The organism is Hymenobacter algoricola, assembly GCF_039539525.1.
GTDB lineage: Bacteria > Bacteroidota > Bacteroidia > Cytophagales > Hymenobacteraceae > Hymenobacter > Hymenobacter algoricola.
Genome location: NZ_BAABDH010000012.1, coordinates 19,458 through 37,062 on the forward strand (window position 1 = coordinate 19,458; position 17,605 = coordinate 37,062).

General features: G+C 61.0%; 12 protein-coding genes. 8 read left to right on the top strand and 4 right to left on the bottom strand.

Annotation, left to right across the window (positions count from 1 at the left end):
- Positions 1–76: 76 nt before the first annotated feature.
- Positions 77–742: a hypothetical protein gene (locus ABD842_RS02405; RefSeq protein ID WP_345109542.1), complete on the top strand. Its 666-nt coding sequence runs from the start codon at positions 77–79 to the stop codon at positions 740–742.
- Between the two features lie 83 nt (positions 743–825).
- On the opposite strand, the gene ABD842_RS02410 is transcribed toward ABD842_RS02405, so the two are convergent.
- Entirely contained in the window at positions 826–1,917 is a 1,092-nt protein-coding gene (locus ABD842_RS02410) for a mannose-1-phosphate guanylyltransferase (RefSeq protein ID WP_345109544.1), read from the bottom strand.
- A 103-nt stretch (positions 1,918–2,020) separates the two neighbouring features.
- On the bottom strand, positions 2,021–2,998 hold the full coding sequence (locus ABD842_RS02415) for a KpsF/GutQ family sugar-phosphate isomerase (protein WP_425553140.1): 978 nt from the start codon (positions 2,996–2,998) through the stop codon (positions 2,021–2,023).
- 81 nt (positions 2,999–3,079) lie between these two features.
- Here ABD842_RS02415 and recQ point away from each other — a divergent pair, with 81 nt between their 5' ends.
- On the top strand, positions 3,080–5,275 hold the full coding sequence (gene recQ / locus ABD842_RS02420; RefSeq protein WP_345109550.1) for a DNA helicase RecQ: 2,196 nt from the start codon (positions 3,080–3,082) through the stop codon (positions 5,273–5,275).
- Between the two features lie 303 nt (positions 5,276–5,578).
- Positions 5,579–7,651, top strand: a complete 2,073-nt coding sequence (locus tag ABD842_RS02425; protein ID WP_345109553.1) for a M3 family metallopeptidase — start codon at positions 5,579–5,581, stop codon at positions 7,649–7,651.
- Positions 7,652–7,768: 117 nt separating this feature from the next.
- Here ABD842_RS02425 and ABD842_RS02430 read toward each other — a convergent pair whose 3' ends face one another.
- Positions 7,769–8,170, bottom strand: a complete 402-nt coding sequence (locus ABD842_RS02430; protein ID WP_345109556.1) for a BrxA/BrxB family bacilliredoxin — start codon at positions 8,168–8,170, stop codon at positions 7,769–7,771.
- 318 nt (positions 8,171–8,488) lie between these two features.
- On the opposite strand from ABD842_RS02430, the gene ABD842_RS02435 reads away from it, so the two are divergent.
- The 4 genes from ABD842_RS02435 (at position 8,489) to ABD842_RS02450 (ending at position 13,694) form a co-directional block, all read left to right on the top strand.
- Positions 8,489–9,550, top strand: a complete 1,062-nt coding sequence (locus ABD842_RS02435) for a tetratricopeptide repeat protein (protein ID WP_345109559.1) — start codon at positions 8,489–8,491, stop codon at positions 9,548–9,550.
- 120 nt (positions 9,551–9,670) lie between these two features.
- The gene (locus ABD842_RS02440; protein WP_345109562.1) at positions 9,671–11,725 is read left to right on the top strand and encodes an OmpA family protein; all 2,055 of its coding nucleotides are present in this window, start codon (positions 9,671–9,673) and stop codon (positions 11,723–11,725) included.
- 186 nt (positions 11,726–11,911) lie between these two features.
- Complete coding sequence (locus ABD842_RS02445) at positions 11,912–12,625, top strand: LytR/AlgR family response regulator transcription factor (RefSeq protein ID WP_345109565.1); 714 nt, start codon at positions 11,912–11,914, stop codon at positions 12,623–12,625.
- A gap of 691 nt (positions 12,626–13,316) precedes the next feature.
- On the top strand, positions 13,317–13,694 hold the full coding sequence (locus ABD842_RS02450; protein ID WP_345109568.1) for a hypothetical protein: 378 nt from the start codon (positions 13,317–13,319) through the stop codon (positions 13,692–13,694).
- A gap of 9 nt (positions 13,695–13,703) precedes the next feature.
- Here ABD842_RS02450 and ABD842_RS02455 read toward each other — a convergent pair whose 3' ends face one another.
- Entirely contained in the window at positions 13,704–15,245 is a 1,542-nt protein-coding gene (locus ABD842_RS02455; protein ID WP_345109571.1) for a hypothetical protein, read from the bottom strand.
- 669 nt (positions 15,246–15,914) lie between these two features.
- Between ABD842_RS02455 and ABD842_RS02460 the strand changes: the two genes are divergently transcribed.
- Positions 15,915–17,603 carry an ABC transporter substrate-binding protein gene (locus ABD842_RS02460; protein WP_345109896.1) on the top strand — a complete coding sequence of 563 codons (1,689 nt, stop codon included), beginning with the start codon at positions 15,915–15,917 and terminating at the stop codon, positions 17,601–17,603.
- The last annotated feature ends 2 nt before the right edge of the window (positions 17,604–17,605 follow it).

The window sequence follows — 17,605 nt, forward strand, 5'->3', positions numbered from 1 at the left end:
AACTTTCAGCCGCCGCGGGCACTCATGCTACCAACCGGCCCGGCCGGCTTTATTCACTTTCTTATCCCACTACCTCATGAAAAAAACTACCCTTCCCACCCTTCTGCTGGCCGGGCTGGCCTTTACTGCCCAGGCTCAGGATCAGCCCCACAAGTTCGAGGTGGGCCTGGAAGTGCTGAACTTCTCACCCTACGTCCCGACTTTCTACAGCTACCAGGATACCCGGACCTTCGCCAAAGCCCAGTGGGTTTCCGGGGCCATCTTCCGCTCCAATTTCGGCCGGTTTGGGCTGCGCTCCGGCGTGGGCTACAACGCCGAGACGGACAATACCGACAATACCAACTGCGCCGACTGCCTGATCGGCCAAACCGAGCGGAAAGAACTGCGGCTTACGCTCGGCGGCCAGTACGCGCCCCTCAAAAAGGCCCAGTGGCTGTACGTATTCTCTGATTTCTACTACCGCCGCTTCACCTCGGAGGCCAACTTCAGCGGCGGCCTCTGCGGCTGCATCAACTCCGATGTCGACATAAAGTCCAACGGCGGGGGCAACAATACCGGCCTCGGCATTAAGATCAAAACCTTCCGGCACTTCTACCTCAATCCGGAAGCGTCCTACGAAGTGCTGCGGGCCTGGAACACCCAGACGACCACGGACCGCAATACGGACCACGCCACGCAGTTCACCAGCCGCACCAACGGGCAGGGCCCCGCCCTGCGCCTGAACGCCATCTACGCCTTTTAGCGCTCCGCTTTCGACTTTGCATACATACCAAAGGCCCGCTACGCGTTGCGCAGCGGGCCTTTGAATCTCTTGCGGGGCGGCGGCTAGTTGTAGCCGTTGCCTTTCTTTGATTTTACGTCGGCCACGAAGTCCTTCACGCGCTGCTCTTCGGTGCGCTTGCAGATGAGCAGCACGTTGTCGTACTCGGCAATGATGTAGCCCTCCAGGCCCTGCACCACCACCAGCCGGTCGGCGGGCGTTTTGATGACGCACTCCCGGGTGTCGTAGAGCAGCGCGTCGCCGTCCACCACGTTGTTGTCGGCGTCGTGGTGGCCCATGCGGTGCAGCGAGTCCCAGGTGCCCAGGTCGCTCCAGCCGAAGTCGGCGGGCAGCACGTACACGTTGTCGGCCTTTTCCATCACCCCGTAGTCGATGCTGATGTTGCGGCAGCGGGTGTAGGCCTGGGTGATGAAGTCGGCCTCCTCGGGCGTGCCGAGCAGGTGAGTGCCTTCGTCAAATACCTCGGCAATGTCGCCCAGGTACTGATGGAAGGCGTGCAGGATAGCGTCGGCCCGCCACACAAACAGGCCCGAGTTCCAGAGGAAGTCGCCGCTGTCGAGAAACATCTTAGCCAGCTCCAGATTCGGCTTTTCGGTGAAGGTCTTCACCTTTTTCAGCCCCATCGGCAGGCGGCTGTTGGGGTCCTCGTCGAGAAACTGGATGTAGCCGTAGCCGGTATCGGGCCGCGAGGGCTGGATGCCGAGCGTAATCAGCACTTCGTGGTGGCGGGCCGCATCCACGGCCTGGTTGATGATGCGCTGGAACTCCACCTCCCGCAGCACGGCGTGGTCGGCGGGCGTCACGATGATGACGGCCTGCGGGTCGCGCTGGGCGATACGGTAGCTGGCGTAGGCAATGCAGGGGGCGGTGTTCCGGCCGATGGGCTCGCCCAGAATCTGGTCGGCGGGCAGCTCGGGCAGGTGCTGGTGGACCAGCTCGGAATAGTCGCGGTTGGTCACGACGAACACGTTTTCGGGCGGGCAGATGCCTTTAAAACGCTCCACGGTAAGCTGGAGCATGGAACGGCCCACGCCCATCACGTCGTGAAACTGCTTGGGCAGGTAGGTGCGGCTGAAGGGCCAGAAGCGGCTGCCGATGCCGCCCGCCATCACCACGAGGTAAGTACTTTGTTCCATAATTTCTGGCGCCGGGGTAGGATGAGAAACGAATCCGGCCTTAGAGTCGGCTAATATCTGCTTTTGCCGCCGAACGAAAGCTATAGTTTAAGCGGGGGCCGGCTTATACCAGTCCCTCGCGCAGCAGGTCGTGCAGGTGGATGAAGCCGCTGAACCGGCCGTTTTCCGTGACGATAAGCTGGGTGATGTTGCGGTCCTGCATCCGGACCAGGGCCTCGGCGGCAAAATCGTCCACGTCGATGGTGACGGGGCCGGGGGTGAGAATGTCGCGGGCCCGGACGGCTTCCAGGCTGGTAAAGTTGGTGAGCATGCGGCGCAGGTCGCCGTCGGTGATGATGCCCAGCAGCCGGCCGCCTTTGAGGCTGAGCACGGCGGTGGCCCCGAGGCGCTTGCCCGATATTTCGAGGATGATGTCGGTGAGCGGCGCGTCTTCCCGGACCTGCGGGGCCTGGTTCTGCCGGCTCAGGTCGCCGACCTTCAGGTAGAGCTTCTTGCCCAGCGTGCCGCCGGGGTGCAGGCGGGCAAAGTCGGCGGTGGTAAAGCTGCGCGACTCGAGCAGGCACACGGCCAGCGCGTCGCCCAGGGCCAGGGCCGCGGTGGTGCTGGTGGTGGGCGCCAGGTTGTGGGGGCAGGCCTCGCGCGTCACCGGCGCGTGCAGCACGTAGTCGGCCTGCAGCCCTAGGTAGGAATCGGCATTGCTGACCAGCGCGGCCAGCGGCACGCCCTTGCGCTTGAGCAGGGGCACCAGCACCTTTATTTCGGGCGTGTCGCCGCTCTTGCTGATGGCAATGACAAAATCTTCGGGCTGAATCATGCCCAGGTCGCCGTGAATGGCATCGGCGGCGTGCATAAACAGGGCCGGCGTGCCGGTTGAATTGAGCGTGGCCACCATTTTGCCCGCAATGTGGGCGCTCTTGCCGATGCCCGTCACCACAACCCGACCCCGTAATGAGAGTATGGCGGCAACGCATTGTGCAAAATCCGGCGTCCGGGCAATGGCCTCGGCCACGCCACGAATGGCTTCTGCTTCTTCGAGAAGCACTTTTTTTGCAATTGAGATGGTGTCGTTCTGCGGTTTCAATCTAAATTTGTCTAGATTGAGTAACCGACTCCGAAGGGCCGGTGCTCAATTCTGCAACCAATAGAGCAAGTGAGAATGTCGATGCCAGCCGTAAACCAAGCCGTCCTGCAAGAGGCTGATCTGAAGGGCAAGTTAAAGGAAGTTTTTGGGTACGGACAGTTCCGGGGCACCCAGGAGGCCATCATTCAGAACGTCATCCAGGGCCACAACACCTTCGTGATTATGCCCACCGGCGCCGGTAAGTCCCTGTGCTACCAGCTGCCCGCGCTGATTCTGCCCGGCACGGCCATCGTTATTTCGCCCCTGATTGCGCTGATGAAAAATCAGGTGGATCAGCTCAACGCTTTCGGCGTAAATGCCCAGTTTCTGAACTCGACGCTGTCGAAGTCGGAAATCAACCGGGTGAAGAAGGACGTCATCAGTGGCGAGGTGAAGCTGCTCTACGTGGCGCCCGAGAGCCTGACCAAGGACGAGACCATCGACTTTCTGCAGAAGGCCACCATTTCCTTCGTCGCCATCGACGAGGCCCACTGCATCTCGGAGTGGGGCCACGACTTCCGCCCCGAGTACCGCCGCATCCGCGGCATCATTGACAACATCGGGCAGCTGCCCGTCATTGCCCTTACCGCCACGGCCACGCCCAAGGTGCAGCTCGACATCCAGAAAAATCTGCAGATGGACGATGCCAGCGTATTCAAGACGTCGTTCAACCGTACCAACCTGTACTACGAGGTCCGGCCCAAGCACAACACCAAGAAGCAGCTGATTCAGTACGTGAAGCAGCACAAGAACAAGGCCGGCATCGTGTATTGCCTGAGCCGCAAGAAGGTGGAGGAAATTGCCGAGCTGCTGCGCGTGAACGACGTGAAGGCCCTGCCCTACCACGCCGGCCTCGACCCGCAGGTGCGCATGGCCAACCAGGACGCGTTCCTCAACGAGGACTGCGACGTGATTGTGGCCACCATCGCCTTCGGTATGGGCATCGACAAGCCCGACGTGCGCTTCGTGATTCACTACGACACGCCGAAATCCATCGAGGGCTACTACCAGGAAACCGGCCGCGGCGGCCGCGACGGCCTGGAAGGCAACTGCCTGATGTTCTACAGCTACGACGACATCGTCAAGCTCGAGAAGTTCAACAAGGACAAGCCCGTCACCGAGCGCGACAACGGCAAGCTGCTGCTGCAGGAAATGGCCAACTACGCCGACTCGGCCGTGTGCCGGCGCAAGCAGCTGCTGCATTATTTCGGCGAGCATTTCGAGAAGGACTGCGGCTTCTGCGACAACTGCAAGCATCCCAAGGAGCGCTTCGAGGGCAAAGACGAGGTGGTGATGTCGCTCAAGGCTGTGGTGCAGACCGAGGAACGCTTCGGCCTCGACCACATCGGCACGGTGCTGATGGGCATGCGCAACGCCCACATCGACAGCTACGGCCACAACGCGCTGCCGGTGTACGGGCAGGGCAAGGCCCACGACGCGCAGTACTGGCACTCAGTGCTGCGGCAGGTGCTGCTCAGCGGCATGCTCGAAAAAGACATCGAAAACTTCGGAGTGGTGAAAATCACGCAGAAAGGACTTGACTTTATCGAGAATCCTCACTCTATTAAGCTCACCAAAGACCACGACTACGAGGAAGAGGTGAAAGAGGAACAGGAACAGGAGGAAGTGCAGCAAGCCGCCGGCCACGACGAAGCGCTGTTTGAGATGCTCAAGGGTCTGCGCAAGAAAATTGCCAAGGACAAGAGCCTGCCCCCCTACGTGCTGTTTCAGGACCCCAGCCTGAAGGAAATGGCCACCACCTTCCCCACCAAGATGGACGACCTGGCCCACGTGGGCGGCGTCGGCTCGGGCAAGGCGCAGAAGTTCGGGCCGCCGTTTCTGGCCCTGATTCAGAAGTACGTAGAGGACAACGACATCGTCACGGCCGCCGACGTGGTGGTGAAGTCGGCCGTCAACAAGTCCAAGATCAAGATTTACATCATCCAGCAGATCGACAAAAAGATGGACCTGGAGGAAATTGCCTCGTCCAAGAGCATCGACATGCGCGAGCTGATGGAGGAGATTGAGCACATCTGCTACTCCGGCACCAAGCTCAACCTCGACTACTACATCAACGGCGTGCTCGACGAGGACCGCCAGGGCGAAATCACCGACTACTTCCTGCAGGCCAGCACCGACAACATTGCCGTGGCCCTCAAGGAGCTCGGCCCCGACGAGTACACCGAGGAAGACCTGCGCCTGATGCGCATCAAGTTCCTGAGCGAGTACGCCAACTAGGGGCTTGGGGACTTGGGATTTCTGCTCATTGAACGAAGCCACTTCCTACGCGGGGAGTGGCTTCGGGCGTTTTGGGAGAAATTGTATTTAAGCAGGCTGGCCGGGAATGGGGGCAAAACATCGGGACGAGTCGGGCAACTCCTGCTGCTGTTTTTCGCCAGGCCCGCTATGGGCCGAATCCAGCCTGTGGAGGCAGTTTTCTTACACTACCCGGCCGCCGGAAGCCGCCGCCGGCCGCCGGGCGGGGTACTTAGACTTTTCCACGCCATCCCGTATCTTCGAAGCCTACTTTTCCTCTCCCCTATGTCCATTCGTACCACCTTTATCCCCGCCCGGGCGGGCCTGACGCTGCTCGTCAGCCTGTCGGCACTGCTGAGCGCGGCCGCGGCCGACAACCCGCTCACGCCGGCCTTCAACCAGCCCATTGCCTTCGGCAAAGCTACCCGGGCCGACGTGCAGCAGGCCACGGCCACCGTTATCGGCGGCACCAAGGCCGCGCTGGGCGCCATCTACACCGTGCCAGCCGGCAAGCGCACCTTCGCCAACACGATGGTGGCCCTCGACAACCTGACCGACGCTATCGACCGGGTGGCCGGGCCCATCAGCATCCTGTTCAACGCCAGCCCCGACTCCACCATCCGCAACCAGGCCCAGAAAAGCCTGGCCCAGATCAGCAAGTACGGCAACGAGCTGGCCCTCGACGAGAAGCTCTACCGGGCCGTGAAGGACTACTCCAAAACCAAGGAGGCCCAGGCCCTGACCGGCGCCCGCCGCAAGTTCCTGACCGAAACCGTGGAGGACTTTGAGCGCAACGGCTTTGCCCTCACCCCCGACAAGCGCAGGGAGCTGCAGCAGCTGAACGACAAAATCGGGGATTTGAGCATTGCCTTCGGGGCCAATATTGCCAAGGACCAGAGCTTTCTGCTGGTGAGCGAAGGCGACATGAAGGGCCTGCCCGACGACTACAAAAAGAGCCGTACCAAGGTGGGCGACGCCTACCGCATCACCGTCGATGGCCCGGCCTACAGCTCTTTTATGAAGTACGCCGAGTCGGAGGCCATGCGCAAGCAGCTCTACGTGCTCTATAACAACCGCGCCGCCGACACCAACCTCGACGTGCTCAGGCAGCTGCTCATCGAGCGGCAGAAAAAGGCCCGGCTGCTGGGCTACAAAACCTACGCCGCCTACCAGACCAGCTCGCGCATGGCCAAGAGCCCGGAAGCCGTGTGGGCCTTCGAAACCAAGCTGGCAGACCGCGTGAAGCTCAAAAGCCAGCAGGACCTGGAGGAGCTCCTGGTAGTGAAGCGCGCTTACCTCAAGGACCCGGCGGTGAAAACGATGTCGCCCTGGGAAACGAGCTTCTACTCCAACATCCTGATGAAGGACAAGTACCAGCTCGACGCGGAGAAGGTAAAGGAGTACTTCGAGGTCAACCACGTGGTGGAGGGCCTCTTCAACACCACCCAACAGCTATTCGGGCTCAAGTTCAACGAGGTCAAGGACGCATCGGTGTGGCACCAGGACGCCCGCCTGTTTGAGGTGCAGCGCGACAACAAGCTCATCGGCCGCTTCTACCTCGACCTGTTCCCGCGCGACAATAAGTACAGCCACGCGGCCTGCTTCGGCGTGGAGTCGGGCAAGGCCACGGCCAAGGGCTACCAGCTGCCCACGGCCGTGCTGCTGTGCAACTTCAACGCCCCCACGCCCGGCAAGCCGGCGCTGATGAGCCACAGCCAGGTCGTGACCTTCTTCCACGAGTTTGGCCACGTGATGCACAACCTGGTGACGACGGCCGAGCTGTCGGGGCAGGCGGGCACCAGCGTGAAGCGCGACTTCGTGGAGGCGCCCTCCCAGATTCTGGAGAACTGGGCCTGGAACTACGACGCGCTGAAAACCTTCGCCAAGCACTACCAGACCAGCGAGGTGCTGCCCAAGCTGCTCTACGACAAGATGTGGGCCGCCCGCAACGTGGGCTCCGGCCTGGGCGCGTCCCAGCAGATCCTCTACGGCACGCTCGACATGACTTTGCACGACAAGTTCGACCCGAACGGCGCCGAGACGACTACGGAAGTGCTCAAGAAGCTGCAAAACCAGATTACGCCCTTCGCCTACCTGGAAGGTACCAACATGCAGGCCGCCTTCGGCCACCTGACCGGCTACGGGGCGGGCTACTACGGCTACATGTGGTCGAAGGTGTACGCCGAGGACATGTTCTCGGTGTTTGAGAAGAACGGCGTGATGGACCAGAAAACCGGGCTGCGCTACCGCGACATGATTCTGGCCAAGGGCGGCACCGACGACGAGTACCAGCTGGTGAAGAACTTCCTGGGCCGGGAGCCGAATCAGGAGGCGTTCTTCAAGTCGCTAGGGCTTTAGGGGCTTAGGGGCTTGGATTGTCAGCCCCGCTCCCATTCAAACAGAAAGGGCCGGTAGCTACTGCTACCGGCCCTTTCTGTTGTTAAAACCAAGATCCTAAGACCCCAGGACCCTAACCTAGCAGTACTCCTCGAAGGCGCCCTGCAGGTTGTCGACGATGCGCATCAGGTCGTTGCCTTCGATGTGGTGCCGCTCGATGACGTGCACCAGCTCGCCGTCCTTGAACAGGGCAATGCTGGGGCTGGAGGGCGGATACGGCAGCATGTGCTGACGGGCCTGGGCTACGGCGTCGGTTTCCATGCCGGCAAAGACGGTTACCAGCTTGGCGGGCTTCTTGTCGGAGCTCGACACGGCCAGCTTCAGGGCCGGACGGGCCTTGGCCGCCGCGCAGCCGCACACCGAGTTGACGGCCAGCAGCACTGTGCCGCTCTGGGCATTCAGGGCCGAATCAACGGCTTCGGGAGTCATAAGCTGCTCAAAACCGGCGTCCGTGAGGTCTTGCCGGATGGGAGCAACCATGTATTCGGGGTAAGTGGCCATTAGCGTAAGTGGCTTAGGTGACGGAAGGAGAAAAAGCAAGTAGAGCCCGGAGGCGCAGCAAAAATACGCAAACTCCGGCGCTTGCCCCTGCACAACCCCAAATGCCGGATTCAGGTTTGCCGCGGGCCGGCTTTGTCGTGGCAGCAGCGGCCGTCCTTGCTCCCGGCCGGGAGTTTGCTGGTCGCCGCGCAGCAACGCATTGATAAAATACCATGAGTGTATAAATATCCGGTACATAGGCGGTGTTTCCGTAAATAAAATTACATTTATCCCGTCGAGTCTAATTGAATTACCGCTATGCTCAAGACCCTTACCCTGTCGGCCACGCTTTGCATGCTGGCTGCCGCGGCCCAGGCCCAGGTAGATACCGTGCGGGCCAGCACCCTGCCGCCCGCCCAGCAGGCCGAAAAGCTCTACAACAGCGGCGTGGCCAAGTACACGGGCAAAAACTACCGCGCCGCCCTGCTGGACTTCGACAAGGCCCTGACGCTGCGGCCCGACTTCGCCAAGGCTTACTACAACCGCGCCACCACCCGCTACGAGCTCAAGGACTACCAGCCCGCCGTAGCCGACTACGACCAGGCCATCAGGCTCGACCCCGCGGGCTACACGTCTTATTTTGGCCGGGGCCAGGCCCGCGAGGCGCTGGGGCAGAAAGAGGAAGCAGCGCTGGACTATAGTAAAGTCACCGAGGTGAAGCCCGACTACGCCCCGGCCTGGTACTACCGCGGGGCCCTGAGCTTCGAAAAAGCCGATTACCAGGCCGCCAAAGCCGACTTCGACGCGGCCATTAAAGCCGACCCCACCTACGCCTACGCCTACCACGACCGGGCCAGCGCCGAACGGCAGCTCAGCCAGTTTCCGGCCGCCGTGCAGGACTATACCAAGGCCTTGAGTCTGCAGCCCGACCTGCTCCCGGCCCTGCTCAACCGCGCCGCCGCCCGCCGCCGCGCCAACGACCTGAAGGGCGCCCTGGCCGACTATAACGACTATATGGCCAGAAAGACCGACAACCCCACCGCCTACACCAACCGCGGCAGTGCCCGCTTCGAGGCCGCCGACTACCAGGGCGCCGTGGACGACTTCAGCAAAGCGGTGGCCCTGAACGACCAGTACGCCTTTGCCTGGAACAACCGCGCCGCCGCCCACCTCAAGCTCGAAGACTACAAAAACGCCGCCGCCGACGCCACCCGCGCTATTGCCCTGAACCCGCAGTACGCCGAAGCCTACCTCAACCGCGGCCACGCCCGCGAAATGCTCCGCGACGACCAGGCCTGCCAGGACTGGCGCAAAGCCGCCGAGCTGGGCCTGGAAGTCGGGACCAGCTACGCCGCGGCCTCGGGCTGCGGCAGTGAGTAACGAGGGTAACGCCAAAAAGAAACGTCCTGCTGAGCCGGCGGGCCGGATGCCCGATTTGAATCTGCCTTTTCCCCGCCAGAGTCCAAGCTCTCCTCCCTAAGCTCTAAACTGCTCTATTCGATGCAAACTCTCTTACGCATCCTTTTCCTGGCGGGCGCGCTACTGTGGGCCATCCTGTCCAACGCGCAGAGCGTGGAGTTCAGCAAGGACCGGTTCGGCTCCGACAAGGACGGGCTCAAGGAGGCCCTGCGCGAAATCAAGGAGGGCGACGCGTGGTACGACTCCGACCCGCCCCGCTACGAGCAGGCCCTGCCCCACTACCTGGCCGCCCAGAAGTTCAACCCCGCCAATGCCCGCCTGAACCTGCGCATCGGCAACGCCTACCTGCACTCGGGCTTCAAGCCCCGGGCCCTGGCCTACCTGCAGAAGGCCGCCCAGCTCAACGCCGACGTCGACCCCAACATTCACTACTACCTGGGCCGCGGCCTGCAGCTGAACGCCAAGTGGGCCGAGGCCATTGCTGAGTACAAAGCCGCCATTCCGGCCGCCACCGGCAAGACGGCCCCGGCCCAGATTGCCGCCATCCAGCGCAAAATTGCGGAGTGCGAAAACGGCCGCAAGCTCATGGCCCGGCCCGTGCGCGCCTTTATCGACAACGCCGGCCCGGCCATCAACTCGCCCTACCCCGAATACGGCCCGGTCATTTCGGCCGATGAGTCGGTGATTCTCTTTACCTCCCGCCGCGACAACTCCACCGGCAAGCAGCGCGACCCCGAAACCGGTGGCTTCTTCGAAGACGTGTACCAGAGCACCCGCGGCAGTGACGGGCAGTGGAGCGCAGCCCGCAACCTGGGCAACCCGGTCAACACCGACGGCCACGACGCCACCGTGGGCCTGGCGCCCGACGGGCAGCGCATGCTGGTGTACTCAGAGGACAACGGCGGCGACCTGGAGGAGGCCGACCTGCGCGGGGCTGCCTGGCGCAAGCCCCAGAAGATGGGCGGCCGCATCAATACCGGCAAGGGCCACGAGTCGTCGGCGGCCTACACGCCGGACGGGCGCAGCCTGTACTTCGTGAGCGACAAAACCGGCGGCGTCGGCAACCGCGACATCTACAAGGTCGAAATCGAGGGCCGCGGGCCGGCCGCAAACCTGGGCCCGACCATCAACACGCCCTACGGCGAGGAAGGCGTGTTTCTGCACCCCGACGGCAAGACCATGTACTTTTCCTCGGAGGGCCACAACACGATGGGCGGCTACGACATCTTCCGGTCAGTGTTTGAGAACGGCAAGTGGAGTGCGCCCGAAAACCTGGGCTGGCCCATCAACACCCCCGACGACGACGTGTTCTTCGTGATATCGGCCTCGGGCCGCCACGGCTACTACTCGTCCTTCCGCGACGACGGGCTGGGCTCCAAGGACATCTACCAGATTACGTTTCTGGGCGCCGAGAAGCAGCCCATGCTCAGCCAGGAAGACCAGCTGCTGGCCTCCCGGATTCAGCCCGTGAAGGAAACCATGCTGGCCCCGCCCGTCCCGATTGCCACCGCCCAGGTGACCATCCTGAAGGGCGTGGTGACCGACGAAGCCAGCAAGCAGCCCCTGGAAGCCACCATTGACGTGGTCGACAACTCCCGCAACGAGCTGATTGCCTCCTTTCGCTCCAATGCCCAGTCGGGGCGCTACCTGGTGTCGTTGCCTTCGGGGGTGAACTACGGCATCGTGGTGCGGCAGGAAGGCTACCTGTTCCATTCCGAGAACTTCGATTTGCCGGCCGGCGCGGCCTACTCGGAGGTGGTCAAGGACATTGCCCTCAAGAAGCTCGACGTGGGCGTGAAGGTGGTGCTCAACAACATCTTCTTCGACTTCGACAAGGCGACCCTGCGCAAGGAAAGCACCGCCGAGCTGGAGCGCCTGCAGAAGCTGCTGGTCGAAACTCCGGCCCTGCGCCTGGAAATATCGGGCCACACCGACAACGTGGGCAACGCCGCCTACAACAAGGACCTCAGCCTGCGCCGTGCCAAAGCCGTGGTTGACTACCTCGTGGCCAAGGGCACCGACAAGGCACGTCTGACCTTCGCCGGCTACGGCGACACCCAGCCCGTAGCGCCTAACACCACCAAAGCCAGCCGCCAGCTCAACCGCCGCACCGAGTTTAAGGTGACGGGCAAGTAAGCACCGGAAAGCCGCTGAAGCGTTTTATACGTACATGACAAAGCAGCAGTCCAACGTTTTTCCCCACCAACTTTACGAGGCTTTACTTATCCGCCCCGAGCCTCGCTGTTTTTAATCTAAGCGCTAGGCTCAGCCGAACGCCCTGGCAGCCGGCATTTTGCCTAGCCTTCTTCTACCTTTGCCACTATGCCCAATCCGATTGTGCCGCTACGCTGCCTGGTAGTCGACGACGACCCGCTGGCCATCCAGATGGTAGAAGCCTGCATCGCCAACACGCCTTTCCTGGCCTTGGTGGGCACCTGTGATAGTGCCGTGGCCGCCGCCCAGGTGCTGCGCACCACCTCCGTCGATCTGCTGTTTCTGGATGTGGAGATGCCCGTCATGTCGGGTATCGACCTGCTGCGCACCCTGCAGCATCCGCCGCTGGTGGTGCTCACTACCAGCAGCCAGAGCTACGCCGTCGAGGCCTTCGAGCAGGCCGTCATCGATTACCTGGTGAAGCCCCTTAGCTACGGCCGGTTTCTGAAAGCGGCCCAGAAAGCCCTGGACCTGACTGCCACCCGTACCACTCCTGCTGCGCCCGACGGCGCCGACTTCACCTTTGTGAAAGTAGATACCAAGCTGGTCAAGGTGTTGTTTGACGAGGTGCGCTACGTGGAAGCCCTCGGCGACTACGTCCACATCGTCACGGGCCAGAGCAAGCTTATCGTGTACAGCACCATGAAGGCGGTGGAAGAAAAGTTTCCCCCGGCCCTGTTTGCCCGGGTTCACCGCTCGTTCATCGTCAACATCAAGCGGGTGCAGGCCATTGAGGATAACACCATCACCATCGACGCCAAGCAGATTCCCATCGGCCAGACCTACCTGCGCGACATGCTGCAGCGACTGAACAAGTTCTAGATCCTGCTTTTCAAAATCAATCTTTCCTCGGTGTGCGCCTTCCGGCGCCCTGGCCCCGCTCACCTACCGCTGAGACATGGGCACGGCCCTACACTCACTGGCCTCATCCTGACCCACTGCTACACCATCCGGCAGCGCTACCTCGTCCGCCTGGCCGTGGCAGAGGACAACACCAGATAGGTATGGCTCGGGCAAAAGAATATTCCCGTTGCTTTTGCCCGGGAAACGGGGGTCCACTTCACCACGCCCGACATCCGCCGCATCGGCCGCCGCCGCTGCCGCCCAGCTGCCCCCGTGCGAAAACATGGTAGGGCTCTGGGACTTCCGCGACGGGTACGTAGCCAACGGCCGCCGTATGTAGCACGCCTTTCGTCGGCCCGACCGGTACGCCATCCGCCTGCGCCTGCGTGCTAGCGCCCCCCCATTTGTCCCTACGGCCACTGCTTTGTAAGCCGCCTGCTGATTGTGCAGCTGTACGGCTCCCTGGCCGGTTCAGCCGCCGGGTGCTGGGGGCGGCCGCGTGGTTTCCTTTCCAGGCCTTGGCCGCGCAGGCCAAACAGCTAAACTTGGTATTAGGCTGGTTCCAGCTTACTATATTACTAAAATAATAACCTGACACAGTACTTATAAGATAAAAACTTGCTTTATTTGCACCCAAGCTCCTCAGTTGCCTTCCATGTACTCCCTCGTTATGAAAAAAATATACTCCCTGCTCCTCCTTGCGGGCAGCCTAGGCTTTTCCGTCCAGTCTATGGCGCAGCAGGCCCCCGATCTTCGCGCTCAGGCCGCGGAAGCCACCCGCAGGCTGGCCCAGCAGATTTCGCTCGATGACGCCCGCAGCGTGAAGGTGCGCCGCCTAACCTACGAGCGGCTGGTGCAGGAAAATGAGGTAGCCCGCACGTACGCCGACGACGCCACCATGCGGCAGAACAAGCTCCGGGTTGTCGGCGACGAGTACGCCCTGCAGCTCAAGGGCATTCTGTCTGAGCTGCAGTTTCAGCGCTACACCACCCTGACTGCGGCTGGCGGCAGTGGTACGGCGTCTGCCCCGGCGGCTTCGCGCCCCTGAGTCCGGGCCTTAGCTGACCCGATTGCGCGCCGCTTTTTCGTTGGCAATTTCCTGGTCGGCATTCGTGCGCAGGATATCGAGGGCCAGCTGCCAGAGGGCTTCGTACGGAATGATTTCTATTTCGGCGTAGGCTTCCCCAGGCTGGGGCGCTTCACGCAGGCGGCTGAGCAGGGGCTGAGCTTTTTTCTCGCAGGTCTGCGGGTTGAAGTTTTCCTTGACGGTCAGCACCAGCAGGCGAAAGAACAGCTGGCTGCGGACGGTGGCCGCGTCGCGCAGGTGGCGGCGCTCATACTTGCGCAGCCCCTCCAGGCGCGACAACAGGCCTTCCACGTCCTGCTGGCGCAGGTAGTGCATAAACTGCAGAATCAGGATGGCCACGTTGTAGCCCTGCTTGTCGCGGCTGTAGTCGGGCACCGTCTGCACAAACTGGTTGAAGTGCCGCAGCCGCAGCGGCGACACTTCGGGCTGCACAAAGTGGATGTAGGCCCGAAACAAATCCCAGCGCTGCCGGGCCGCCACCCGCTGCTTGCGGAAGTACGGATTTTTCAGGGCCATTTCCAGCAGCTGGTGGGCCTGCCCGTACTGGCCGGCGTGCAACGCCAGCAGCACGTAGTTTTCCAGGAAGAAAAACCAGTTGCCGGATGAAGGGTGAAAATCCTTGAGGTATTCTTCGGAGAGGGCCAAGCCCTTGATGGGCTGCTTGCTGCGCAGATGCGCATAAGCGTTCATGTAGTTGTTAAACCGCTTATCAAACCGCTTCCGGTTCAGCTTGCCCTGCATTGCCTGCTTGGCCGTGGCCGTGGTCAGCCGCACAATCTCCTCGTAATTACCCGTCAGCTCCTGCTGGGTGAGCCTGATGAGGTACACGTAGTTGAAAGTGGTAAAGCTCTGCGCCTTCTGGTGCAGCTGCTGCAGCTTCTCCTGATAGGCCGGAATCTCGTTCAACAGCGTCCGCCGTGTCCGCACGGTGTGCGCCAGGGCCAGCTTGCTACTGCCGTAGATCTGACCGGCTTCGTCTTCCAGGGCCAGCAGCTGCTGGTATTTGAGCAGTTGTTTGCTCATGGTCTTGTAGCGGGCGGGTTGCCGCAGATCGGCGTATAAGGTACACAGCAGCCGTGCGGCCAGCACGGCATACTGCGTAAATTCGCCATCCAGCGCCTGCCGCAGGCATTTTCGCAACAGCTGTTCCGCCAGGGAATATTCGCCTTCGCCGTACAGTACACTCACTTGGTGGTATAGGCTGATGCACTGCAGTTCGTAGCGGCGCGAAATCAAGTGGCGCGGATCGGTTTGATCCAGAAAGTAGAGGTGATTGAGCAGCTTCTGCTGAACCCGGGATTTGAGTTTGCGGAAGGAAATCTGGTTCTTCGGGCTAGGCTTACCATATAAGCCTTTCGTAAGCTGCAGTTGGGTGATATCGGGCTCCGCCTCCAGCAGTTGAATCAGCCGGTAATCCTTATTTTTCGCAGCGCGGGCAGAAAAGTCAAATAACGGGGCCTCCTTGAGGCGTCTATCCGTCACAATCTTTGCCAGGTTACTAAGTTTTTCCATAGAAAAAGCACTCTAGCCAAGAGTTCCAGCCAGTACGAGGTCAAATAAAGGGAATAAATCCTTGTCACAAAAAATCAGCGTTTGGCCTTTATTGTTGCCTCACTTTATCTTCACCTTTGTACTCGGTGAATTATACAATTTTTGCTCGTGTTTTGTCACAAATATGATTGGATTGCCTCGCAACGGATCAGAACAACTCTTCCTAAGCCGTGATCTAGCGGGTTAGTTGCGGCAATATTTAGCCTGTGTTACCCTTAATTATTTGAAATATCCAAGTCACGTTTAGCAAAGCTCTTTCCTTTCCATGGGTAGTATTGGTGCCCACCTTTGTGTCATTCAATCACCGGAACCACCAAAGCCCTGAGTGTCATGCTAGAACTTATCGCCATCGCCCTGCTGCAAATCGCCAGCTTCTCAGCTCCCGCTCCCGCTCCTGCTTCCAGCGATGCTTCCACCGAAACTACGCCTCCAGAACCTAACCCAAATGACCAGGGCCACGGCGGCTGGGGCGGCGGCGTTGTCTAAAACGGCGTCAGCGTAGCGGTAGAGGGACCTATTGCCTCCCTTATTCCTGGGTAATCTTGGCTAACTTGCCCAACACTCTTGTTGAGCGGTTACTTTTCCATGAAGCACTTCTTACTAGGACTAGCCGTTATTCTGGCCTTCGGAATGCAAGCCTGCTCGTCGCAGTCTGCCAAGGCCCAAGAGGACACCGTCAGGATTCGCTGGGCACGTGACCCGGAAAACCTTGACCCCCTTTTAGCGCCGAATCCTAACTCCCTGGAGGCTATCAATCTACTGTATTGCAGCCTGCTGACTGTAGATTACCAGGAGAAGAAGTTTGTTCCCTGGCTGGCCGAAGCGCTGCCGCAGGTGCAGCGCAAAGACTCGCTCACAGTGGTTACCTACCGCATCCGACCCGAAGCCACCTGGGACAACGGGCAGCCCGTGCTGGCCCACGACGTTGCCTTCACGCTGAAGATGATGTTCTGCCCGGGGCTGCCGAATGAGTCTTTCCGCGCGCAGTACGGCTTCATCCGTGCTATCCAGCTGGACCCAACCGACGCGCGGCGCTTCAGCCTTACTTTCCGGGGGCATTCGCCGGAGTTAGTGCAGGGCTCCGGCGATTATTCCATATTTCCTGAGCACGTACTCGATCCACAGCGGCAGCTGCGCTTTATCCCGCTGGCTGAGCTACAAAGGTCCGCTGGCGTGGCCAGCAAGTTTCAACAGGTTGCGGCCCGTTTTGCGCAGCGCTATGCGCAGGCCCGGTTGTCGCGGCGGTCGGTAGGTTGTGGCCCTTACCAATTGACCGATTGGCAGACCGGACGCTACGTAATGTTTCGGCGAAAAGCCAACTGGTGGGGTAAAAAGGTCGCCGCGGCCCCGGCACAGCTGCAAGCGCGCCCCGCAGTCCTCAACTACGAAATAATTACCGACGACGCCACGGCACTGCTGGCCTTGCGGCGGGGAGACGTCGACGTGTATCCGATGGTGCCGGCCGATGATTTTTTGCGCCTGCGGCAGGATACCGCTACTTCCGGGCTCCGGCTTTACGTTGCCGATTCTTATGATATGCTGACGGCGGGCTTCAATACCCGCCACCCGATGCTGCAGGATGCCCGCACCCGGCAGGCGCTGGGGTATTTATTCAACGTTGCGGGCCTGATCCAGGCCAGTCAGAAGGGCATGGCCTATCCCAGCGCGAGCCTCATCAGTCCTGCTGCCGGGCCGCTTTACAATGATAGTCTGCCGCTACCGGTATTTTCTCCGCGGCAGGCCAAGGCGTCGCTGCGGCAGGCTGGCTGGCGGCAAGGCCCTCAGGGCTGGACCCGGCAGCTAGGCGGCCGCGCCCTGCAACGCCTTGAGCTTACCTTCAGCTACCGCGCCGGCGACCCGGCCTACGAGGCGGTGGTACTCCAGTTCCGGACGGCGGCGGCTGAGCTGGGAATACCGGTGCAACCCCGGCCGACGGAAGCTTCCTTGCTTACCAAGCAGATGCGAGCCGGTGACTTACAGATGTATCTGCAAATGCTGGGAGGCAACCCTTTTATCTACAATTTTGTCCCCATTCTGCATTCGCAAAGCATTGGCTGGGGCAATTCGACCCGCTTTGGCTCGCCTGCCAGCGACCAGCTAATCGACGCCATTGCCATTGAAGCCCAGCCGGCCCGGCAGGCCCAGCTGCTACGCAGATTTCAGCGGCTTCTGCGCCAGGAAAGCCCGCTGGTCGTGCTTTACTTCCTGAAGCATCGCCTGGCTGCGGCCAGCCGCCTTTCCAACCTGCACGTGACGGGACTCCGGCCGGGCTACGAAGCCGCTGCCATCGAGAGTAAGCCGACCGCTAACCGACCTTAGAG